Source organism: Stenotrophomonas sp. YJH_SMC_19, from assembly GCF_059367915.1.
Genome location: NZ_JCAFRI010000001.1, coordinates 125,878 through 149,033, shown reverse-complemented (window position 1 = coordinate 149,033; position 23,156 = coordinate 125,878). Strand labels below are relative to the sequence as shown.

12 protein-coding genes are annotated in these 23,156 nt (G+C 65.4%); 8 read left to right on the top strand and 4 right to left on the bottom strand.

The genetic code is table 11. The features are described from left to right. The first annotated feature begins 38 nt into the window (after positions 1–38). The 8 genes from AC5P5R_RS00605 (at position 39) to AC5P5R_RS00570 (ending at position 18,247) form a co-directional block, all read left to right on the top strand. Positions 39–1,715, top strand: a complete 1,677-nt coding sequence (locus tag AC5P5R_RS00605; protein ID WP_240458863.1) for a ShlB/FhaC/HecB family hemolysin secretion/activation protein — start codon at positions 39–41, stop codon at positions 1,713–1,715. Positions 1,716–1,736: 21 nt separating this feature from the next. Next, entirely contained in the window at positions 1,737–12,908 is an 11,172-nt protein-coding gene (locus AC5P5R_RS00600) for a hemagglutinin repeat-containing protein (RefSeq protein WP_164281471.1), read from the top strand. Further along, positions 12,905–13,123 (top strand): hypothetical protein, encoded by a 219-nt coding sequence (locus tag AC5P5R_RS00595; protein WP_099497533.1) that lies wholly within the window; start codon positions 12,905–12,907, stop codon positions 13,121–13,123. Before AC5P5R_RS00600 ends, AC5P5R_RS00595 begins: the two co-directional genes overlap by 4 nt. 141 nt (positions 13,124–13,264) lie before the next feature. Next, positions 13,265–13,870 (top strand): hypothetical protein, encoded by a 606-nt coding sequence (locus AC5P5R_RS00590; RefSeq protein WP_239502345.1) that lies wholly within the window; start codon positions 13,265–13,267, stop codon positions 13,868–13,870. Positions 13,871–14,000: 130 nt separating this feature from the next. Next, positions 14,001–14,891, top strand: a complete 891-nt coding sequence (locus AC5P5R_RS00585; protein WP_099498134.1) for a DUF2628 domain-containing protein — start codon at positions 14,001–14,003, stop codon at positions 14,889–14,891. Beyond that, the gene (locus AC5P5R_RS00580; protein WP_099498135.1) at positions 14,888–15,280 is read left to right on the top strand and encodes a hypothetical protein; all 393 of its coding nucleotides are present in this window, start codon (positions 14,888–14,890) and stop codon (positions 15,278–15,280) included. Before AC5P5R_RS00585 ends, AC5P5R_RS00580 begins: the two co-directional genes overlap by 4 nt. Before the next feature lie 209 nt (positions 15,281–15,489). Continuing rightward, positions 15,490–17,712, top strand: coding sequence for a methyl-accepting chemotaxis protein (locus tag AC5P5R_RS00575; RefSeq protein WP_164281483.1), 2,223 nt, complete (start codon positions 15,490–15,492; stop codon positions 17,710–17,712). A 166-nt stretch (positions 17,713–17,878) separates the two neighbouring features. Next, entirely contained in the window at positions 17,879–18,247 is a 369-nt protein-coding gene (locus AC5P5R_RS00570; protein ID WP_032965667.1) for a glycine zipper 2TM domain-containing protein, read from the top strand. A gap of 128 nt (positions 18,248–18,375) precedes the next feature. Here AC5P5R_RS00570 and AC5P5R_RS00565 read toward each other — a convergent pair whose 3' ends face one another. The 4 genes from AC5P5R_RS00565 to AC5P5R_RS00550 are packed head-to-tail and all read right to left on the bottom strand — an operon-like array spanning position 18,376 to position 23,078. Further along, positions 18,376–19,503: an ABC transporter permease gene (locus AC5P5R_RS00565; RefSeq protein WP_164281472.1), complete on the bottom strand. Its 1,128-nt coding sequence runs from the start codon at positions 19,501–19,503 to the stop codon at positions 18,376–18,378. After that, complete coding sequence (locus AC5P5R_RS00560; protein ID WP_100438023.1) at positions 19,500–20,687, bottom strand: ABC transporter permease; 1,188 nt, start codon at positions 20,685–20,687, stop codon at positions 19,500–19,502. Before AC5P5R_RS00560 ends, AC5P5R_RS00565 begins: the two co-directional genes overlap by 4 nt. After that, positions 20,672–21,685 (bottom strand): HlyD family secretion protein, encoded by a 1,014-nt coding sequence (locus tag AC5P5R_RS00555; protein ID WP_005412687.1) that lies wholly within the window; start codon positions 21,683–21,685, stop codon positions 20,672–20,674. Before AC5P5R_RS00555 ends, AC5P5R_RS00560 begins: the two co-directional genes overlap by 16 nt. Then, entirely contained in the window at positions 21,678–23,078 is a 1,401-nt protein-coding gene (locus tag AC5P5R_RS00550; protein ID WP_043035548.1) for a TolC family protein, read from the bottom strand. The genes AC5P5R_RS00555 and AC5P5R_RS00550 overlap by 8 nt, the downstream gene beginning before the upstream one ends. Between the last annotated feature and the right edge of the window lie 78 nt (positions 23,079–23,156).

Here is a 23,156-nt window from a genome sequence, read left to right as displayed (position 1 = left end):
AGGCGTGCCGTGGTGGTGGGTGGGTGGTGTTGCTTGGCATGACCTTCGGTGTTGCCGCCCAGCAGACCGGTGATCCAGCCGCGCAGGAACTGCTGAGGCAACAGGAACGCGAACGCGTGCTGCGCGAGCAGCAGGAACAACGCCCCGACGTCCGCCTGGAGCAGAACGCGCAGAAGGAGGGCGACCGCCTGCCGGCGCAGGAGCGCCCCTGCGTGCGCATCGATCGCATCGTGCTGGAAGGCGAGGACAGCCAGCGCTTCGGCTGGGCACTGGCGGCTGCCGACCCGGTCGACGATCCGGCCACAGGCCGTTGCCTGGGGACCGAAGGCATCAACGTGGTGATGAAGCGCGTGCAGAACGCGATCATCGCCCGCGGCTATGTCACCACGCGGGTGCTGTCGGCACCGCAGGACCTCAACCAGGGCACGCTGACGTTGTCGGTGGTGCCAGGCCGGTTCCGCGAGGCCGTGTTCTCCGACCCGCAGGGACGGCATCCGGCCCTCGCCAATGCACTGCCGATCCGCAGCGGCGGCCTGCTCAACCTGCGCGACATCGAGCAGGGGCTGGAGAACCTGCAGCGCGTGCCCACCGTCAGCGCCGACATCAAGATCGCGCCGGCCGACGGCGAGGGCGCGGCGCCAGGCCAGAGCGACCTGCAGATCGACTGGACGCAGCGCTCACCGGTGCGCGCCAGCGTCACCCTGGACGATGCCGGCAGCCGCGGCACCGGCAAGCTGCAGGCCAATGCCACGCTGTCATTGGACAATCCGCTGGGCCTGAACGAGCTGTTCTACATCAGCGCCGGCCGTGGCGTGTTCAATGGCCGAGGCAAGGACACCAACAGCTGGACCGCGCACTACGACGTGCCCTACGGGTATTGGCTGTTCGGTGCCACCGCCAGCGCTTACGACTACAGCCAGAACGTGGTGGGTGCCTTTGAAAGCTATGACTACAGCGGCCGCAGCCAAAACGCCGAAGCGCGGGTAGACCGGCTGTTGCTGCGCAATGCCAAGGTCAAGTTCAGCGCCTACGCGCGCGGCTGGCAGCGAGAGTCGAAGAACTACATCGACGATACCGAGATCGAAGTACAGCGCCGCCGCACCGCGGGCTGGGAACTGGGCCTGACCCACAAGCAGTTCATCGGCAACGCCACGCTCGATGCCAGCGTGGCCTACAGGCGTGGCACGGGGGCCTTCCACGCCTTGCGCTCGCCAGAAGAGATGGCGCAGCAGTGGGATCCGACGCTGCCGCTGGAAGGGACCTCGCGGATGAAGCTGATCACCGCCGACGCGCAGTTCAGCGTGCCGTTCCAGCTGGGCAGGCAGCGCCTGCGCTACACCGCCGCATGGCGGGCGCAGTGGAACCGCACGCCGCTCTCGCCACAGGACCGCTTCGCCATCGGCGGCCGCTATACCGTGCGCGGTTTCGATGGTGAAAGCTCGCTCAGCGGTGAGCGCGGCTGGTCGCTGCGCAACGATCTTTCGCTGGGCATCGGCGGTGGCCAGGAGTTCTACGTCGCCGCCGACTACGGCCGCATCGGCGGCCCATCCGCGCAGTGGCAGTCCGGCCGTGACCTGGCGGGCATGGCGCTGGGCCTGCGCGGCGGCTGGCAGCAGCTTTCCTGGGATGGCTTCGTCGGTTCGGCACTGCACAAGCCCGCCCATTTCCCCACCGACTACACCACATTCGGCTTCAGCCTGGCCTGGCGCTACTGATCTGCCACAAGGACACGTGACATGAACACTATCTATCGTCTGGTTTTCAACCGCGCGCTGCGCGTCTGGCAGGTGGCGTCGGAGCTGGTGAAGGGTGGCGGTGGCCTGGTCGGCCATGCGCCGGGTCGGCAGAGCGCCGCGCTGTCGCCCCTGGGCTTCGCACTGATGTGCTCACTGGGCTGGGTCAGCATGGTAACCCCTGCACTGGCGCAGTCCGATGCGCGCATCATTTCCGACCCCAATGCGCCGGGCCGTGAACGGCCGACGATGGTGACGGCCCCCAATGGCGTGCCGATGGTGAACATCACCACGCCGTCGGCGGCGGGTGTGTCGCGCAACCGCTATTCGCAGTTCGATGTCGGACGCGAGGGCGTCATCCTCAACAACGCCCGCGGCCAGGTGCAGACGCAGCTGGGTGGCTGGGTGCAGGGCAATCCGTGGCTTGCCACCGGCAGTGCGCGGGTCATCCTCAATGAAGTGAATGGTCCGGCAAGCCGGCTCAACGGCTACGTGGAAGTGGCCGGGCAGCGCGCCGAGGTGATCATCGCCAACCCGGCCGGCATCCAGGTCAACGGCGGCGGCTTCCTCAACGCCAGCCGCGTGACCCTGACCACCGGCACGCCGATGTTCACGGGTGCTGGGGCACTGGAGGGCTACCGCGTCACCGGTGGTGCGATCCAGATCGATGGAGCGGGCCTGGACACCAGCCGCGCTGATTACACCGACCTGATCACCCGGTCACTGAAGGTCAACGCCGGCATCTGGGCCAACCAGTTGCAGGTCACGCTGGGCAACAACGTGGTCAATGCCGACCACAGCCAGGCCAGCCTGATCCCGGCCAATGGCGAGGTACCGACCTTCGCGCTGGACGTGGGCGCTCTCGGCGGCATGTTCGCCAACAAGATCTGGCTGGTCGGCAACGAGCACGGCGTGGGCGTGCGCAATGCCGGCAGCATCGGCGCGCAGGCCGGTGAGCTGGTGGTGACGGTGGACGGCCGCCTGGAAAACACCGGCGCACTGCAGTCGCTGCAGAACGTGCGCTTGCAGGCGCGCGGTGATCTTGCAAATGCCGGCACCATCGCCGCCACGCGCGAGGTTGCGATCACCACCGGCGGCACGCTGGACAACAGCGGCGGCAAGCTCAACGCACAGCGCCTTCAGGTCGAGGCGCAGGGCCTGCGCAACCATGGCGGCACCATTGAACAGACTGGTGTGCAGGCGCTGGCGCTCAAGGCCGAAGCGGCCCGCAACCGCAGCAACGGTCTGCTGGGTGCGCTGGATGCCGTCGCGTCCGGTGGCAACGGCGGTGGCCCAGGGGGCGGCACGTCGCCGGGCAGCGGCGGAGGAACGCCGGGAACCGGTGCCCCGGGTACGGGGACGCCGGGTACCGGCGGCGGCTCGACCGGCACGCCGACCTCGCCAGTGGTACCGATGGCCGAGGGCCTGATCGCCATCGCCGGCATGCTGGACAATGACGGCGGCAGCATCGCCAATGGTGGTGCGGTATCGCTCGCCGCACGTGCCGGACTCGACAACAGCGGCGGTCGCCTGGGAGTGAGCGCGCTGCAGGCTGGGGGCGAGCTGCGCAATGATGGCGGCACGCTGCAGGTGCATGGCGATGCCGCGTTGCATGTGGGCCTGTTGTCGAACCAGAAGGGTGCGCTGAGCGTAGCCGGCGGCCTGCGGCTGGATGCGCAGTCGCTCGACAACCGCGGGGGTGAACTGCGGCACGCCGGCAAGGCGGCATCGTCGTGGACGGTGCAGGGTCTGTTCAACAATGACGGCGGCCTGCTGGCCACCAACGCCGCGCAGTTGGCGCTGCAAGCAGGCCAGGTCGGCAATGCCGGTGGCCGCATTGAACATGCCGGTGAGGGTGGCCTCACGCTGGACACGGGTGACTGGGCTGGTCCCGGTGGACGGCTGAGCACGGTGGGGCGCCTGCACTGGACGACTGGCAGCGCCGACCTGCGCAACGGTGCGCTCAGTGCGGCGGGATTCGACATCGTGGCTGGCATGCTGGACAACCGCGGCGGCAGCCTGCTGTCGCTCGGAACCGGCGCCAGTTCGGTGAAGGCGTCGAACCTGGATAACGGCGCAGGTGGCACGTTGGCCGGCAACGGCGACCTGATAGTGACCGCGACCACGCTCGACAACAGCAAGGGCCTGGTGCAGCAGGCTGGCACCGGGAGCTTGAGCGTGCAGGCCAATACGCTGCATGGCAGCGAGGGGCGCCTGCTCAGCAACGGTGCACTGGTGCTGTCCGGCGGCGAGCTGGATGTGAGCGGCGGTACGACGTCGGCGCAGAGTGTGCAGATCCACGCCAGGGCACTGCGCAACCGCCAGGGCCAGATCGTCTCGCAGGGTGTCTCGGAGCTGGCACTGGACGTACGCGATGCGCTCGACAACCAGGGCGGCCAGATCGTCGGCAACGGCGGCCTGCGCATCGACGCCGGTCGCATCGACAACCAGAAGGGCACGCTGAAGTCGGCCGGTACGCAGGGCGTGGCGCTGACGGTGCGCGACACGCTGGATAACAGCGGCGGCGGCATCTCCGGCAATGGCCAGGTGCAGCTGCAGGTTGGCGGCCTGGTCAACCAGCGCGGCAAGGTGCTGGCGGCAGGCAGCGGCGCGCTGCAGGTGCAGGCCCGAGAGCGCTTGGACAACAGCGACGGCGGCCGCCTGGCCGGTACCGGTGATCTGCGGCTGCAGGCGGCAAGCCTGGACAACCGCAGCGGTGCAATCGAACACGCCGGCGGCGGTACGTTGCAGATCCGCGCCGACAGCCTGCAGGGTGCGGGCGGCCGCATCCTCAGTCAGTCGGCGCTGGAACTTGAGGGCGGCGACCTGCTGCTGGGGGCCGGCAGCACTACCCAGGCAGAGCGCATTGCCATCGATGCGCAGCGCTTGGACAACACCGGCGGCAACCTCAGCGCGACCGGCAGCGACGCGCTGCGGCTGCACGTGGCGCAGCGCGTGGACAACAGTGGCGGCACGATCGCCGGCAACGGGGCACTGGATGTGCAGGCCGGTGAACTGATCAACCGCACGGGCACGCTCAGCGGCGCCGGAACGGCCGACAGCACGTTGCAGATCGTCGGTGCGCTGGACAATCACGAAGGCACGATCGCCAGCAACGCCAACCGCCTGACGATCGCCGCCGCACGGCTGGACAACAGTGGCGGCAGCATCCGCCAGGCCGGCAACCAGGGCCTGGACATCACCACCGGCCGCCTGGACGGCAGCAAGGGCACGCTGGTCTCCTCGGCCACACTGACCTTGCGCGCCGACGACGTGGATCATCGTGACGCGACGCTGGGCGCCGATCGCTTCGACCTTGAGGCCACCACGCTCGACAACGCCGGTGGCCGCATCATCGCCAGCGGCGAAGGCGCCAGTCGCGTCAAGGCGGCGGCGCTGGGCAATGCCGGAGGCACGCTGGCCAGCAATGGCGACCTGACCCTGCTGGCCCGGACGCTGGACAACAGTGCAGGCAGGATCCAGCACGCCGGCAGCGGCCAGCTGCAGGTCTCGGCGCAGGCCCTGCTGGGCAAGGGCGGCAGCGTGCTCAGCAACGGCAGCTTCGTGCTGGATGGCGCCTCGCTCGATCTGAGTGGAGCGACCACCTCGGCGCGTCGCGTCGCCATCAGCGCCGGCACCCTGACCACCGCCGGTGGCACGCTCACCGCAACCGGTGAAGATGCGCTGCGCCTGCGCGTACAGGGTGTGCTGGACAATCGCGGCGGTTCGCTCGCCAGCAATGGCGCGCTGGATGTCATCGCGCAGCAGCTGAACAATGCGCAGGGCACGCTGCAGGGCGCAGGCGCCGGGCACTCCACGCTGGCGATCGGCCAGGCGCTGGACAACCAGAAGGGCCGCATCCTGCTCGGCGGTGCCGGCACGGTCACCGCGGCCAGCCTTGGTAACCAGGGCGGCACCGTGCATGCGGGCGGTAGCACGCTGGTGCTGGGCGTTGACGGTCGTCTCGACAATGGCGAGCAGGGCCTGCTGTCCAGCACCGGCACGGTGACCCTGGACGCCGGCAGTCTCGACAACCGCCACGGCACCCTGGTCGCTGGCAAGGACCTGACGGTGACCACGGCGGCAGGCGTGGATAACAGCGACGGCGCGATGCAGGCCGGCGAACGGCTGCAGCTGCAGGGTAACGGCCTGGACAACCAGCGGGGCACGCTGCTGGGTGGCCAGCTGGACATCGAGACCCGCGGCCAGCGGCTGGACAACCGCGCCGGCACGCTGGGTACGCAGAAGGGCGCGCTGAGTGTGCACAGTGGCGTTCTGGACAACCAGGGCGGTCGCGTGCAGTCGGCGGCCGACCTGACCATCAACACGGCCGGGCAGGACATCGACAACCGTTTCACGGCCGGCAGCGGTGGGCTGCTGGCGGCCGGGAAGCTGCAGCTGGAAGGCGGTGTGCTGGACAACCGTGGCGGCGCAGTCAATGCACAAGGCGATGCGCGTTTGCTGCTGGCCCGCGTTGACAACAGTGCCGGTGGAACACTTGCCAGCGCTGCGGATCTTTCGCTGCAGGCGTCGAGCCTGGCCAATGCCGGTGGTCGCGTGCAGGCCGGACGCAACCTCGACCTGACCCTGGACGGGCACCTGGACAACGCCGCCGGCGCGATCGCGGCCGGCCAGCGGTTGACCCTCACGGCCGCCAGCGTGGACAACCGCAACACCCGTGGCGGCGACGGCACGCATGGGCTGCAGGCGGGCCAGCTGCAGTTCGGTGCACAGTGGCTGGACAACAGCCAGGGCCAGGTCGTCACCGATGGCAGTGCGCGGCTGCAGATCAACGGCCAGCTGCAGAACACCGGCGGCGTGATCAGCACCGGCGGCAACCTGGACAGCCAGGCGGACAACGTCGCCAACAGCGGTGGCCTGCTGCGCGCTGATGGCAGCCAGACCCTGGTGGCACGTGCGCTCAGCGAAGACGGCCAGGTGCATGCGCAGCGTGACCTCGGCCTCACCCTGCAGCAGGGCATGCGCCATCGTGGCGAATGGATCGCCAACGGCACGCTGTCGCTGAACCTGTCCGGCGACCTCGACAACCAGGGTATCGTGCGCGGTGGCAACCTCGGCCTCAACGCCCAGAACATCATCAACGCAGCCTCGGGTGAGATCTCCAGCCAGGGTACGACCCACCTCAATGCCCGTGGCCAGCTGACCAACCGCGGCCTGATCGATGGCGCGCTGACGCATCTGGAGGCCGGCGAGATCGACAATCTCGGCACCGGGCGCATCTACGGTGACCACGTGGCGATCTCCACCGGCGTGCTGAAGAACCGCGCCGAAGAGGCCGGTGGTGCCACCCGCGTCGGCACCGTGGCCGCACGCGAGCGGCTGGACCTGGGCGTGCGCGAACTGCAGAACACCGGCAAGGGCCTGATCTACAGCGGCGGTGATGCGGCCATCGGTGGCGCGCTCGGCGCCGACCGGATCGCCAGCGGCATTGCCGGGCGGATCGACAACATCAGCTCGGTCATCGATGTGGGCGGCAATCTGTCCATCGATGCGCAGGCGGTCAACAACATCCGCGAGAACGTGGCGATCGCCCCGACCCAGGTCAAGACCATCGACACTACCGTCAACATGATGGTGGCGGCGTGGCAGAAGAACTCGAAGAACACCGCAGGCACGGTCAGCGATACCAGCAATTACAAGGCCTGGGAGTTCTATTACATCGCGCCGGAAGACGTGCTGCAGGACGAGCCCTACATCGCTCCGGACGGCACCCGCCTGGGCAAGGCGGTGGTTCGCCTGACCGCGAACACCTCGCGCTTCTTCTTCGGCTCTGGTGGATTGGGCTATGACGTGCGCGGTGAGCGCTGGCGCATGGATCCGGTCACCGGTACCGTCACGATCTATTACGTGAGCAAGGGTACCGCCGCCAATCCGGACCAGGTGCCGGGCGGCGATCCGTTCGACGTGCTGAAGTCGAAGGAGAAGTTCACCTACCAGAACGACCGCCTGACGTTCTCCAGCGCCTACGGTACCTGCAGCACTACCTGCATCCAGTTCATCACCCCGGCGTCGTTGAGCAATCCCGATGCGACCATCGTCGGTCGCCGCCAGCACACGCAGGAACACGGCCTCAATGAAGAAAAGCGCGTTGCTCACCACGTGGCCCATGAGGACCAGCTGCAGCCCGGTGCCGGTACCGATGCGGTGATCCGTTCCGGCGGCAACATGCGCCTGTCGGTGGACGAGCTGAACAACCGCTACGCGCAGATTGCTGCGGGCGGCAATCTGCAGATCGTCGGTCACGGCGCCGACAGCCGTGTCAGTAACGTCGGTCTCGAATTGTTCCGCACGCATACCTTCAACAACACCTCCATCGCCTACGACGGCACCCGAACGCAATGGACCGCCGAGCCCATCTCCGAAAAGATCGGCCAGCTGGGGGGGCAGATTACCGCCAACGGCACGTTGAGCATCGATGTCGGTGACCTGAGCAACCTCAACCAGGGGCGCAACGCACCGAACGTGCAGAACGGTTCGGCCATGGCCAACCTCAACGTGCAGGGGCCCAAGGCGCTGCCGGATGGGCCGGGTCATGGCGGTGCGCAGGGGCCGGGCCAGTCCACCGGCACCGGTGCCGAACGCGCGCTGGCACAGGCGGCCGATGCCGCCGGTACCCAGCAGGGCGGCAACGTCGGCGGCGTGAGCGGCAACACCGGCACGTCTGGGCCGCGCGTAGTCGCGGCCAGTGGCGGATCGCCGGATCGCATCGCGATGGGCGCACCGGACACGCGCGCGCCGAGCGCCAGCCTGTTCAACGTCAATCTCAACGGCGGCCAGTACCTGGTCGAGACCGATCCGCGCTTCACCGACCACAAGACCTGGCTGAGCTCGGACCACCTGCTGGGCCAGATGGGCTACTCGCCCGATACCGTGCAGAAGCGGTTGGGTGATGGGTACTACGAGCAGAAGCTGGTGCGTGAGCAGATCGGCCAGTTGACCGGTCGCCGCTTCCTCGACGGCTACGCCAGTGACGAGGCGCAGTACCGCGCGCTGCTGGAGGCCGGTGCCACGGTCGCCAGCGAATGGGGCCTGCGGCCCGGCGTGGCGCTGACCGAAGCGCAGATGGCACAGCTGACCAGCGACATCGTCTGGCTGGTCGAGCAGACCGTCACCCTGGCCGATGGCAGCACCACCACCGCGCTGGTGCCGCAGGTCTACCTGCGCCTGCGCCCGGGCGATCTGGACGGGCAGGGGGCACTGCTGGCCGGCGCCAATGTCGACATCAAGCTGGGCAATGGCCTGGTCAACACCGGCAACATCGCCGGCCGCAAGCTGGTGACCATCGATGCAGGCAACATCGAGCACCTTGGCGGCAGCATTTCCGGCCAGTATGTCGGGCTGTCGTCGGACAAGGACATCCGCATCGCCGGAGCGACGGTGACGGCGTCCGATGCGCTGTCGGTCAAGGCTGCGGGCAATGTCAGTGTGGCGTCCACCGTGGAAACGCTGAGCGACGGTGGCACGCATGCCTACGAAATCACCCAGCTGGACCGCGTGGCCGGCCTGTATGTGACCAACCCCAGCGGCGAAGGTGCGCTGTCGGTGGTGGCGGGTGGAGACATCAGCCTGAAGGCGGCGCAGATCCGCAATGCGGGCATGGACGGCTTCACCCAGCTGGCTGCCGGAGGCAATCTGGATCTGGGTGCCCAGACCCTGGGACGAAGTACCGACAGCACCTTCGATGACCGCAACCATGTGCGCAGCAGCCAGACCACCCATGCGGTGAGCTCCATCGAGGGCGCGGGCGACGTGGTGCTGGCCGCTAGCAAGGACATCAACCTGGCCGCTGCGCAGATCAAGGCGGCGGGAGGTCTGGCATTGCAGGCCGGTGGGGACATCAACAGCCAGGCGCTGGTGGATAGTGAGAGTCGTGATTTCTCCAGTGCGGGCAAGCGCAGCTCACTGACGTCCAGCCGCAGCGACGAGACGGTGAGAGGAAGCCAGTTGTCCGCTGACGGTGGAATCGCACTCAGTGCAGGCCGTGATGTGAATCTGGTGGCTGCAGAGGTACGAAGCGAACAGGAGGCGATCACCATTGGTGCCGGCCGTGATGTGAATCTGACGTCCGCGCAGGAAGAACACACCTGGGAGCAGGATACGCAGCGCAAGAAGCGGGGGCTCACTTCCACTACGCGTACCGCAACGCACGATGCAACCCAGGACGTACTGGCCGTTGGCACGGTTCTGTCGGGTGAGCGGGTCAGCATCGGCGCAGGTCGTGACATCACAGCCGAGGGCGCCAAGATTGCGGCCACCGGCGACGTAGTGATGGCTGCCAAGGGCAATCTCAGTATTGTTGCTGCGGAGTCCAGTCATTCCGAACAGCACAGCAGCGATCGCAAGAAGTCCGGGCTGCTTGGAGGGATGAATGGCAGCTTCGGGGTTACGTTCGGCAGCCGAAGCAGCGGCAACAGCAGTTCCCTCACCGAAACGATCGCAGAAGGAAGCATCGTCGGCAGTGCGCTGGGCAGCGTGACGCTGACGGCAGGCGAAACGCTGCACATCGGGGGCTCCGATGTGCTCTCCAAGAACGGAATGACGTTGCTTGGCAAGGATGTGCGTATCGATTCGGCAGAACAGCACTCGGAGTACAACGACAGGAACTACTTCAGGCAGTCCGGTCTGAATGTTGCCGTGGGCGGCGCGACCGTTGATACCATTCAAAGTGCACGCGCCGTGTACGCCTTCGCCAAGCGTGCAGGTGAGGTCGAAGACGATCGCCTCAAGGCGCTTTATGCGTACAAGGCGGCCCAGGGGGCAGTTGCGGTGGCCCAGGCTGCGGGGCAGCAGTCGGGCGATGGCGGTGGCGGCGCCGGATTGAACGTCCGCGTGACGGCAGGAACCCAGCGATCCCAGTCGGAAACGACGATGGAGCAGACGACCCATCGTGGCAGCACATTGCACAGTGATGGTGATGTGGTCATCGCGGCCACGGGCGGTGATCTGACTGTGGTGGGCAGCAACGTGTCCGGTCGCAATGTGGACCTCGTGGCTGCCAGGGATCTGGTTGTCAGAAGCAGCGAGGATCGCTACGCCCAGGACAGCAGAAACCAGTCCCAGGGTGGAGAGATCGGTGTTGCGATCAGTGGAAGCAGCGGCGGCGGTGCTGCGATCGGTGTCTATGTTGGTGCCAATGCCGCGCGTGGCAAGGCCGACGGGAACGGCACCATCCATAACGAAAGCATCATCAAGGCCGGGGATCGCCTTACGTTTGCGAGTGGTGGAGACACGACTCTGCAGGGTGCACAGCTGGTTGCCAACCAGGTGATTGGCCAGGTCGCGGGCAATCTGACGGTGCGCACAGAGCAGGACACGGATAGATACAAGAGCCAGCAGCTTGCGGCGAAAGGTGAAGCCACGATTGGCTATGGCTTCGAGGGTAGTGCCAGCGGCAGTGCCGCCATGATTGACAGTGACTACCGTAGCGTCCGAGAGCAGACGGGAATCGCCGCCGGCGACGGGGGCTTCCAGTTGCAGGTGGGGGGCAACACGCATCTGGTCGGGGCCGTCATCGCAAGCACCGCGGATCCCTCGAAGAATCTGCTGTCGACGGGCAGCTTGACGGTTGAGGATCTCAAGAACCGGGCGGAGTTCCTTTCCGCCTCGATCAGTGGCGGTACCAGTGGCGGCGGGAGCCCTTCAGACGGGTTCAACTTCAAACCCTCGGTGATGCCGGGCCTGCCAACGGGTGACAGCAAGAGCTCCACCACGCGAAGCGGCGTGGCCGACGGCACGATCGACATTCGAAATGGAGACAGCAGCACGCTGGGAGACCTGCAGCGCGGCGTAACCGGTTTGGACAACGCCAATGGATTTGCGCCCATCTTCGACGAGAAGAAGGTTCAGGAGCGGCAGGAGCTCACGCAGATCCTGGGGGAGATCGGTTTCAAGGCCGTCGGCAATCTGGCTTCCAAGAAGAGTGCGCAGGCCAAGGTGGACCTGGAAGTTGCGCGCGCCAATGGCGATGTCGAGGCCGAGGCCGATGCCCTGCGGCGGATCAGTGAGTGGGGTGAGAGCGGGCGCAACAAGGTCCTGCTGCACGGCCTGACAGGCGCTGCCGTTGCGGCACTGAGTGGCGGCGATATTGGGGGGGCAGCTGCAGGTGCCACGGGTGCTGCGCTGGCCAAGGAGGCAATGACGCGCTTCCTTACTGGTCAGGGCATGGATCCGCGGAGCGGTGAGTTCAACAGTCTGATCGAACTCGCCAGTGCTGCGCTGGGCGGAGTCGTGGGTGGTAGTGATGGTGCGGGCACGGCGCTGCTGGGAGATCAGTTCAATCGTCAGATGCACTGGGATCAGTACCTGGAAGCTCTGGATGTCTGCAAGGCCAATCCTGCTGTGCGAGGCTGTTCCACGATTCTTGAGATGTCGGACAACACCAAGGCGGTTGTTATTTCCGACAGCAGTGATGAGGTTGCCTATAAAGTCATAGCGAATCAGAACAAGGAGACAGGCGAGACTGTCAGCTTCACGCTGACGGAGTCAGACGGAACTCCTCGACTCATCATGCAGAAGGATGAGTACAACGATTTCGTTGTATCTGGACTGCCTCCGCCGCTTTGGGGCATGGCACCTGGCTACGCTCTGGATTTGGGGTCCTACTTTACGCATGGATTAAGGGGGCAGGCCGGTCAGGCGTTTGGCGATCTTTCCAATATATTCACCAGTGGTGAGTATTGGCGGGATATGGCACTCGCGCTGATCACAAGTGCTGCGGGTGCAAAGGGAGGAGCCTTGGTCAAGGGTGGGAAAGCACCACCTGCATCAGTCGCGTCGTCTGGCGAAGTCGCGGTGTCTCGTGGCGGATTGGCGTACCTTGATGAACCGCCATTCAATCCTGTTGGGTCGGTCGGTTCTGCACAAGTTTGGTCATCAAAAGCCAGAATAAAATATGTCGAATTGCCGACTCAGGGTAGAATAAGGTACGTTCCTCCATCGGGATACTCTGCATCAAATCCGCTTCCCCGTGGCCCCAATAATGGATATCTGGATAGATTCGGTAATGAATGGACAAAAGGTCCGTCGCGCACTCAGGGGCAGGCTTTCGAGTGGGATGTGCAATTGTCCAGAACTGGAAAGGCGCAGTTGGGCTGGGCGACACGCGACGGGTCGCATCTTAATATTTCGCTTGATGGACGGATTACGCACAAATGAATGAAGCTATTGATTTCTACATGGAGGTGGAGGTCGTTGATCCCCGGTCTGTATACGTTGGTCGACGTGGTGGTGTGCTGGGGATAAGTCAGGAGGAAGATGGCGTCGTCAAGGGCTATGCAGTGATGCTGCATGGGATGGATACATCTGTCTTCTTTGAGTCGGGTGACGTGGTTGCGACAGGTGTCAGGTTTGATCGATCGCATTATTATTGATAATAATTTGGATGTGATTTTAAAAATTAAATTCTGGATTGATTGTTGTTGGGCAAATTTTTGGTGCGATTTGTTCGCCGTGGTGCGGGCCTGGGCTTTTAGGGTTCTGGTGGCTCGATTTGTGATGACAAGGTGAAGTTCTTGAATCCGCGGAAGCGGAGGGTTGAATTCAGTGGTTTGAAAAATTCTTGTTTTGGGGTGGGTATTTCCAGTGGATTCTCCGTTGCATGGGATGCGCCGATTGTTCCTGGCGTATCCATGGCAGCCATACCTCTGCATGCGTCATACGGTGATCTGGACGCGGCTATCGCTGCATATCTGATCGACACGGATGCTCAGTTGTACAGGTTTAAGGACGGGCCTGATCTTCGTCTGGAAAGGTCTGGTCCTGACGAGCGCGGAAACGGCGGGCTCCTGTTCTCCCTGCCAGGCGGTGATCGCGCTGGTGATATGGCTGCGCTCTTTATTACGATCGGGGGCGGGGGGGTGCGGGCGATCAAGGTTTATGCATTGGGGATGCCGTGGGATGTCGTTGCACGTAAGTCCTATCGTGGACTTGCAGTAGGTTCAATTGGCATTGGAAGTCTGGTTTCAGATTTTCTTGGCTTCACCGAGTTGCATTTCGATGAAGCAGAGGAGTGGTTCTGTAGCGGAGGTGAGTACGGAGCCCTCGAAATTTCCGGTTGGGGTGTGCCGCTCGAAGATGAGCCGGAGCAGGTCGTGACTGCAATCTGCGTCGTGGCTTGAGAGCGTTTCTGGCCGTTGCATTGAGTTCGAGTAAGGCCGCGCTGAGTACAGGCAGGGTGGGACTCAATGGCCGCGATGTTACGTGGCAAGCGGTCTTGAATGATTTCGTGGCGAGTTTGGATAAAAGAGAATGAAAGTAAGGATTGAGCCCACCTTCGGCAGCACCGGCAGCGAAGCAGTACAGCGCACAGATGCAACCTCCGATGGGCTGAGCGAAAAGGACGCACTGGCGATCGTGGTAGGAGACCGGTTCTCCACCTACCTCCACTACTGGAGGCTGTACGAAGCAAGCGGCAGGGCGCCAAGGCGTTGGAACTGGCCGGCATTCCTGTTCTCGTCACTCTGGTTCTTCTTCCGGCGCATGCATGCGTGGGGCGCGATCTGGTTCATCCTTTCGCCGTTGCTGATGACCACCTTCGTGCTGCTGGGGCTGCCATGGTTGTCCTTGCTCTCGTTCGTGGCGTTTCGCGTACTTGCAGGAATCCTGGCGAATCCGTTGTACCTGGCGCATTGCCGAAGGATTATCCGCAAGGTTGATGCCGAGCATCGCGGGGAACATCGGCGGCACCTTGAGCTGCAGAAGGCTGGTGGTGTCAGCTACACCGCTCTGGTAATCGCCTTGGCGGTAATGGCCTCACAGAACACCCTGATCAAACTGATCGTTGGTTCGATATCAGAGCCAACGCCCACTCAGTCTGCTCTGCATGTGGCGGCGAACCCGCCGGATCAACAGGACCCGCAGATCGAGGAAGCGGAGCGGGTGGCGTATCAGGAGCAAATGCGTGCGATCGCAATGACGGCGTGGCCAGCAGGTGTTCCCATCGAGGGCAATGCCTGCATTGTCGAGCTGCGACTGGCGCCGCCAGGCCTCGTGCTGGAGGCGAATGTTCTTGAGCCGTGCACGTTGAACGAAGCGCAGCGCGAGATGATGCTGGGCGAGATCAGGCGCACGGACTTCACAATCGAGGGAAAGATGCGGTTCTTCAACCGGCATACCCTTATCGGCTTGAGCAAGCAGTGAGCATTTCGCTGTTTCTCGAGGTCGAAGCCGGTGCCGACCTGGCTGCCGTGCTGCACGTGCTGGATTCGATCCAGGCCGAGTACTCCGACGGTACTGACGATCTGCATGGGTATCTTCCAGCCTCCAACACGGGCTTCGGATTCAGCATCGTCCACCCACCGGAAGCTGTCGTTGCGGAAGGGATCGAAGCCAAGTGGCAGGTGGGCCTGCTCGGCTCGTTTCATTTCCGCGCGAGCGGGTTTGAACGTGCCTGGGAGGAAATCTGCCACTTCATCAAGCGTTACGCCGGGGCGTGCGAGTTCCGGTTTGTGCTCTCTTTCCAGTTCGAGAGCATCTATGCGGCAAGGCTCGGGAAGGATCTGGTCTTCCCGGGGCCAGCTGCCCCGTAATGCCGCGCAACGGGCTGGCAGGTCCCTGCCTGATCCCATTCTCGCTACGCGTGGCGATATACCTTATGGATATAAGGCCCCGTGGGTCGCTCGCTTTCACACCTGTCTGCACAGTTCCAGAGTTTTAGATCGATATAATAATATCGGCCCATAAAGTTTCCCCTGCCTGCGCCGTCATCGATCGTACGGCCATGATCAAGGGAATTGAGATGCTCGCGTTACGCAACCTCCGAGTGGGATCCCGGCTGGGTGCCGGATTTGGATTGCTGCTGCTGTTCATCGTGGCCATCGTCGGCTTGGTGCTGTACGGGAATCACCTGAAGTCCGCCCAGTTCGAGAAAGTGGTGGACGTCAACATGGTGAAGATGCGGCTGTTGAACGACATGCTGGATACCAACAACGCGGTGCTGATGCATCGCCGGCTGATGGTGATCAAGCGCGGCGAGGATTTCGACAAGGATTATCAGAAGGCGCAGGAGCTGTCGCAGACCTACGACGGTATCTGGGCCAAGTACATCAAGATTCCGCGCGACGCCACCGGCGATACCCTTGTTGCGAAAATCGACGCGGCACGCAAGGCCACCGACGCCTCCACCCAGCATCTGCACGAGCGCATGAAGGCCGGTGATTTCGACGGTGCGGCCAAGGAACTGCTCGCCGAGCACGGCCTGGCCACCGCATGGAATGAGGCGATCTCGACCCTGCTGCGGCATCAGGAGACACTGACCGAGCGCAGCCGCGAGGAATACCGTTCAACCGAATCCTGGACCGGCACGCTGTCGATCGTGTTCGGCGTGCTGAGCCTGATACTGGGTTCACTGGCGGCGTGGGCCATCACCCGCAGCCTGACCCGCCCGCTGGAAGGTGCGGTGAAGCTGGCCGACGGCATCGCCAACGGGCGGCTGGACAGCAGCATCGACGCGTCCGGCAACGATGAGGTGACGCAGCTGCTCAGGTCGATGCAGCGCATGCAGGCGCAGCTGCAGTCGGTGATGGCGGCGCAGGGCGAGCTGGCCCGCCAGCACGATGCCGGCAGCCTCAGCTATCGCATGGATGAGAGTGCCTTCCCCGGCGACTACGGGCGCATGGTGCACGAGACCAATGCGCTGGTCGGCTCGCACGTGCAGGTGCAGAACCGGCTGATCGAAGTGATGAAGCATTACGCCCGTGGCGACCTGTCGGTGGACATGGATCCGCTGCCGGGCGAGAAGGCGGCGATCACCCAGGCAATGGACGAAACCAAGACCAGCCTGTCGGCGATCAACAGCGAGATCCGCCGGTTGGCGACAGCGGCCGCGGCAGGCGACTTCAGCCTGCGCGGTGACGAAGATCGCTTCGCCTACGATTTCCGCGACATGGTGGCAGGGCTCAATCGCCTGATGCAGACCACCGACCAGAACCTGGTGCAGGTGTCGAGCCTGCTGCAGGCGATCTCGCGCGGTGACCTGACCGTGCGCATGCAGGGTGACTTCCACGGCGTGTTCGCCCGCATGCGCGATGACTGCAATGCCACCGTCGATCAGCTCAAGCAGATTGTCGGCCGTATCCAGTCCAGCGCGTCCAGCATCAACCTGGCGGCAGGCGAGATCGCTTCGGGCAACACCGATCTGTCGCGTCGCACCGAGCAGCAGGCGGCGAACCTGGAAGAGACGGCGGCGTCGATGGAAGAACTGACCTCCACCGTGAAGCAGAACGCCGAGCACGCACGCCAGGCTAACCAGCTTGCCATCGGTGCGCATGGCGTCGCCTCACAGGGCGGCGAGGTGGTCGGCCAGGTGGTCACCACCATGTCGGCCATCGAAGCCTCGTCGAAGAAGATCGCCGAGATCATCAGTGTCATCGACGGCATCGCGTTCCAGACCAACATCCTGGCCTTGAACGCGGCGGTGGAAGCTGCGCGTGCCGGCGAGCAGGGCAGGGGCTTTGCGGTGGTTGCCAGTGAGGTGCGCACGCTGGCGCAGCGCTCGGCCGGTGCGGCCAAGGAGATCAAGGGCCTGATCGAGGATTCGGTCGGCAAGGTCGCCGATGGATCGGCGCTGGTTCGCCAGGCCGGCACCACGATGGGCGAGATCGTGGCCTCGGTGCAGCGCGTGACCGACATCATGGCCGATATCTCTGCCGCCTCGCAGGAGCAGAGCTCGGGTATCGAACAGGTGAACCAGGCGGTGGTGCAGATGGACGAGACCACGCAGCAGAATGCGGCGCTGGTGGAAGAAGCCAGCGCGGCGGCACGCTCCATGGAGGAGCAGGCCAACTTGCTGGCCGAGGCGGTTTCGGTGTTCCGCACGGGGGCGGTGACCGCCGCCGCAGCGGTCCGCCCGGCGCTGGCAGCCGTGGCGGCATCGGTTGCACCGGTACGCCGGCCGGCGGTGCTGTCGCCGCGGATGGAACCGACGCTGGCCGCCAATGCGGGTGGTTGGGAAGAGTTCTAGCAGAGGGCAATGCCGGTAGGGAGACGGCGCCCATCACGATGGCTGATCGTGATGGGCGCGGATTCTCTTCCTGAACGCGCGATGGCCGATGAGGCGGCGGACACGCGCATTTCACTTCCGGTTGCCAACCGCAGGAGGACACTTGCGCCATACCGGAACTCAGGAGATGGCCATGAAGACCTCGACCCGATTGCTTGTGCTGGGCACGCTGCTGGCGGCTTCGTCGGTGGCCGGTGCGCAGACGTATGGGCCGCGCGATGAGGGACGCAAGTTCAATGACGGCAGTCGCGTGGTCTGCAAGAACGTGGAAGTGCAGCGCAACTCGCGCGATCCGAACCGCATCACGGGTACCGCTACCGGCGCAGTGATCGGCGGCCTGCTGGGCAACCAGGTGGGCGGCGGCAACGGCAAGAAGCTTGCAACCGTGGCCGGTGCCGTGGCCGGTGGTGCGGCCGGCCGCCAGATCCAGGGCAACCAGCAGCAGAAGAACGGTGACCGCGTGGTTGAACGTCGCTGCGAACGCGTCTATCGCTGATCGATCGCCAAAAGCCCCCGTTTCCCCTTCCACACCGCAGTACCCGAACGCCGGCCCCACGCCGGCGTTCTTCGTTGCAGGAAAAAGGGGACGGAGGGAATTAAGTCGCAATCCCCCAAACCGGCCGTTTACGACTTAATCCCCTCCGCCCCCTTTTTTGCGAGGAGGCGCCAGGTGGCGAGGCTGCCGTAGAGCAGCAGCAGGACGGTGAGGGCGATCAGTTCGTGGCTGACGTCGGCCAGGCTGGCGTCCATCTGGTTCAGGCGCACCATCAGGTTGATGCCGGAGGTGGTAGGCAGCAGCTGCGCCAGCCAGACCAGCGGTTGCGGCGTCATCACTGCCGGCCACGACAGGTTGGCCAGGAAGAACAGCGGGATCGAGGTGGCGATGATGTACTGGAAGGCGCGTTCGCGGGTGCGGAAGAAGCTGCCGACGAACAGGCCGAAAACCACGGTAGCGGCGATGAACAGGGTGCCGCCCAGCAGCTGGCCCAGTGGGTTTCCGCCGCGCGGATAGTCCTGCACCCAGGCGGTGAACCCGGCGTACCAGAACAGGCCGAACAGGCCGATCAGGCCGAAGCCCATCGCCATGCCGGCCAGGGTCGGCACGTCGAAGCGCAGGCGCCGGCCGAGTGCCAGACGACGACCACCGAGCAGCACGCCGATGCCCATCAGCAGGGTCTGGTGCACGATCAGCTCGGCCACGCCGGGCACGATGGCGCTGCCATAGCCTTCCTGGGTGTTGTACAGCGGGCGCTGCACCAGGGTGACCGGCGGCGCCTGTGGCGCGCCCATGAAGGCGGCCTGGCCGACCACGGCGTCACGCCCGAACGCGCCCAGTGCGTCGGCCACGCTGCCCAGCACCCAGCTGGCACGGCCCAGGTAGGCGCCGTTGCCGAGCAGCACCAGCTTGGCCGGGTGGCCGCGCAGGATGTCGCGCTCCAGGTTGGCCGGGATCAGCACGATGCCTTCGGCATGGCCGGCTTCCAGCTGCTGACGCGCACTGTCGATGTCCGCCGGTTGCCCGACCACGTGTGCAACGCGGAGCGCATCGAGCTTGCGCAGCAGCTCGCGGCTGGTCGCGCTGTGGTCTTCGTCCACCACCAGCACCGGCAGGTTGCCGGCCACCTGGTGACGGTACGCGGCCGGGTAGAAGAAGGAATACAGGATCACCGCGCCGACCATCACCACGATCGCGTAGCGGTCGCAGAGCACCGCCATCAGGGTCTGCCGCAGGCTGCGCCAGAGTGCGCTCATGCGTCGGCTCCCGCAGGCTGCGCGGCTTCCGGCGTGCGCGCAAAGGCGATCAGGCGCAGGCCGCCAATGCCTCCTGCCACCACCGCCATCAGCAGCAATGTGGCCAACGGCCACACCGAAACCTGCAGCGGCGAACCGATGAACTGCTGCTGGGTCTGCAGCTTGATGTAGGCGCTGAGTGGCAGCAGCTGATGCCAGATGCGGGTGAACAGGGGGCCATCCAGCACCGGGAAGGTAGCGCTGGAGAACGCCAGTGCGGTGCCGATGCTGAGGCCGACCGCGGACAGCGCGGTACCCATGTCGCGGGTGACGCCGACGAAGAACAATGCGTAGGCGGCCGTGGCCAGGTAGAACAGTGGCTGTGCGAGCAGCAGCAGGAGCACGCTGCCGGCCACACCATCGCCGCGCAGCCAGGCCAGGTAACCGATGCCGAGCGCGCCATACAGCGAGAACAGCAGGATGTACGGCGCGACCTTGCCGGCAATCGCCGACCACGGCGTTCGACCCAGCCAGGCGGGCAGGGTGCCGTCGCGGATCTCGCGGCCGAGGCTGCCGGCCACCGCAAGTGCCAGTACCAGCGACAGCACGGCTGGGAAGATCAGCGGCAGCAGGAACAACTCGTAGCTGCGCGCAGGGTTGTACAGGATGTCCGACTGCACCGCGATCGGTGCCGCACGCAGCTTGCCGGGGCCGACCTGCAGGCCGATGCGTTCGCGCAGCAGGCGTGCGTTCCAGGCCGAGACTGCGTCGCCGATATCGCGTGACGCAGATTGGCCGGTGGTCATGTAGGTGGCGTTGTAATAGGCGAACACCGTGCCCTGGCGTCCACGCAGCGCCTGCCGGGTGACATCGCGCGGCACCAGTACGATGGCAAACACGTCCAGCCTGCGCAGCTGCGAACGCGCGTCCTCCAGGTCCGCCGGCTGGCTGGCGATGCGTACGCCGGGACTGGCATCGAGCATGCGCAGCAGCAGGCGGCTGTCACTGCTGTGGTCGAGGTCGACCACGGCAATGGGGATGTCGCGCATCACCGACGGCGAGAACATCCACGCCATCACCGCCAGCATCAGCAGGGGCAGCACGGTGACCAGCAGCAGGTCGGCACGGTTGCCGCGCAGCGAATGCAGCTCGCGCCGCCACGAAGCAGCGAAGCCGTTGCGGTCCGGGCTCAGTGCTGGGGCCATGCGAACAGCACGCTCATGCCGGGGCGGAAGCCCTCGATGCGGCGTACCGGGCGCACCCGCACCTCGAAACTGCGGACGTCGTAGCCGGACGACTGGCGGGTGGTACGCCAGGTCGCATAGTCGCCGGCAGGGTTGATGAAGTAGACCTCGAACTCGCCGTCCAGGCCGAGTGCCGGCACGTTGCCCTGCAGCTTGCTGCCGACCTTCAGGCCCTGCATCTGTGATTCGCGCAGGTTCATCGCCACCCACATGCGATCAATGTCGACCAGGGTGAATACCGGGTAGCCGGCCGGCACCAGCTCGCCCGGGTCGGCCATGCGCTTGTTGATCTCGCCCGCCACCGGCGCGCGTCCTTCGACTTCGGCACGCGCGGCGTTGACTTCGGCCACCGCGCCCTGCGCCTGCTGCACCTGGCCCTGCGCGGCACGCTTGTCCTGCTCGCGTGCGCCGGCCAACGCCATGTCGTACTGCGCGCGCGCGGCACGGGCCAGTTCGCGCGAACTGGTGGCCTGGGCATGCGCTTCATCGCGCTTCTGCCGGGTCATCACCCCTTCGTTGAACAGGTTCTGCACGCGCTGGTAGGTGGCTTCGGCCAGCGTTGCACCGGCTTCGGCGCGCTTCCAGTTCGCTTCGGCGGCGCGGATGTCTTCGCTGCGCGCGCCTTCGTCGGCCTTGTCGGCCACCGCCTGTGCGGCGGCCAACGCGCCGTGGGCCTGCTGTTCCTTGGCGGCCACTTCGGGGCTGTCGAGCAGGAACAGCACCTGCCCGGGCTGCACGCGGTCGCCCTCGCGCGCCTTCAACTCCGCCACGCGCGCGGTGATCTTGGCGGCCACGTTGATGGTGTCCGCGTCGGCCATGCCCTGGATCTGGTCGGCCGGGCTGCGCCAGGCCAGCCACAGGCCGAGCACCACCGCGACCAGCAGCACCACTACCAGGATGGGGCCCAGGCGGCGCTTGGCCGGGGGTGTTGTCGCATCGTCGTGCAGCACATCACTCATGGTCGATCACCTCGTCCGCACGGCGCCGGAATTCTTCAAAACGGTCCATCTGTCCACTGACCTCCAGCAACTGTGCCAGCGCAATATCGTATTGGTAGGCGGCCTGTGCGCGCTCTACACGGGCACCGCCCAGGCCGAGCCGCGCGTCGATCACATCCAGCGAGGTGGCCTGGCCCTCGCGGAACGCCAGCTCCTGCAGGCGCAGGTTTTCCTGTGCCTGGGCGATGCTGCTGTCGAGCAGCACGTACTGCTGGCGCGCGGTTTCCAGTTCGTTCCAGGCCTTGCGCACGCCCAGCGCGACCTGGTTCTCGGCCTCGCGCAAGCCCGCTTCGGCCTGGTCCTGCTGCGCACGCGCGGCGCTGATCTGCGCCGGCCGCGAGTTCGGCGACAGGAAGGTGTACTTCAGGCCGATACCGAACGCCCAGTCCGGATCGGTCAGCATTTCGTCGCGGCGGCGGAAGTCGTACTGGCCGAAGGCAAAGATCTGCGGTTTCAGCTTGGCCTGCTGCACGCGCACGCCCTGTTCGGCCTGCGCCACCATGGCCCGCAGGCGTGCGATCTGCGGCTGGCGCGCCTGCGCAGTACGCTCGAAGCTGGCCACCGGTTCCAGCGGCACGCGCTGCACGAACAGCGGCGAAACCGGCTGCACCTCGCCACCACTGCGCAGCAGCGTGGCCAGTGCGGCCTTCAGCGTGGCCAGGTCGTTCACTGTCTTCTGGTATTCGCGCTCGGCCTTGTCGCGGGCCACGGTGGCCTGCAGGCGCTGGGCGCGGGTGGCGAAACCCTCGCGTTCCAGCTTCTCTGCATCGGACAGGTGGCGGTTGAGGCCATCGCGCACGTCACGGCGCACGTCCACCGCCTGCTCGGCCAGGCGCTGCCCGAAGTAGGCCTGGGCCAGCTGCACGGTCAGCGATTGACGTTGTGCTTCGCGCTCGGCGCTGGCCTGTTCGTGGGCGGCACTGGCCGCACGCTGCGCGGCCGGAATCACGCCGCCGGTGTACAGCGGCAGCACCGCAGTGACCACTGGACGGGTGCGCCAGTCGCGCTCGGTGAACGACAGCGGCGAATCGATGCCGAAGGCTTCAGCCACCGGCGCCAGTGAGCCCAGCGGCAGAGTGAGCGTCTTCTGGAACTGCAGGCGGCGCACTTCGCCGGTGATCTCCGGCAGGCGCAGCAGCCGGGTGGCGTCCTGCAGGTCCTGCTTGTTGCGAACGGCTGCATCGGCAGCGGCCAGCGCATCGGAGACCTGCTCCAGGCGTTGCCGCGCCTGTTCCCAGTCCAGTGCGGGTGCATCGGCACTGCTCTGCGCTGCCGCCGCAAGCGGCAGGCAGGCTGCCAGGGTCAACGCGACTTTTGCGCGGTGCATCCTTGTACGTCGGCCGATCACGCCCATGCCGTCCCAGTGGTAAAGAAGTGCGCAAACGGTAGTGCGCATGGTGTGAAGCCCGGGTCTGCGGTCATCGGTCTTTCC

Coding starts and splice junctions, on each gene's coding strand:
- AC5P5R_RS00550 (WP_043035548.1), bottom strand. CDS start 23,078: ATGGGCGTGATCGGCCGACGTACAAGGATGCACCGCGCAAAAGTCGCG.
- AC5P5R_RS00565 (WP_164281472.1), bottom strand. CDS start 19,503: ATGAGCGCACTCTGGCGCAGCCTGCGGCAGACCCTGATGGCGGTGCTC.
- AC5P5R_RS00605 (WP_240458863.1), top strand. CDS start 39: ATGACCTTCGGTGTTGCCGCCCAGCAGACCGGTGATCCAGCCGCGCAG.
- AC5P5R_RS00555 (WP_005412687.1), bottom strand. CDS start 21,685: ATGAGTGATGTGCTGCACGACGATGCGACAACACCCCCGGCCAAGCGC.
- AC5P5R_RS00570 (WP_032965667.1), top strand. CDS start 17,879: ATGGCCATGAAGACCTCGACCCGATTGCTTGTGCTGGGCACGCTGCTG.
- AC5P5R_RS00585 (WP_099498134.1), top strand. CDS start 14,001: ATGAAAGTAAGGATTGAGCCCACCTTCGGCAGCACCGGCAGCGAAGCA.
- AC5P5R_RS00600 (WP_164281471.1), top strand. CDS start 1,737: ATGAACACTATCTATCGTCTGGTTTTCAACCGCGCGCTGCGCGTCTGG.
- AC5P5R_RS00595 (WP_099497533.1), top strand. CDS start 12,905: ATGAATGAAGCTATTGATTTCTACATGGAGGTGGAGGTCGTTGATCCC.
- AC5P5R_RS00560 (WP_100438023.1), bottom strand. CDS start 20,687: ATGGCCCCAGCACTGAGCCCGGACCGCAACGGCTTCGCTGCTTCGTGG.
- AC5P5R_RS00575 (WP_164281483.1), top strand. CDS start 15,490: ATGCTCGCGTTACGCAACCTCCGAGTGGGATCCCGGCTGGGTGCCGGA.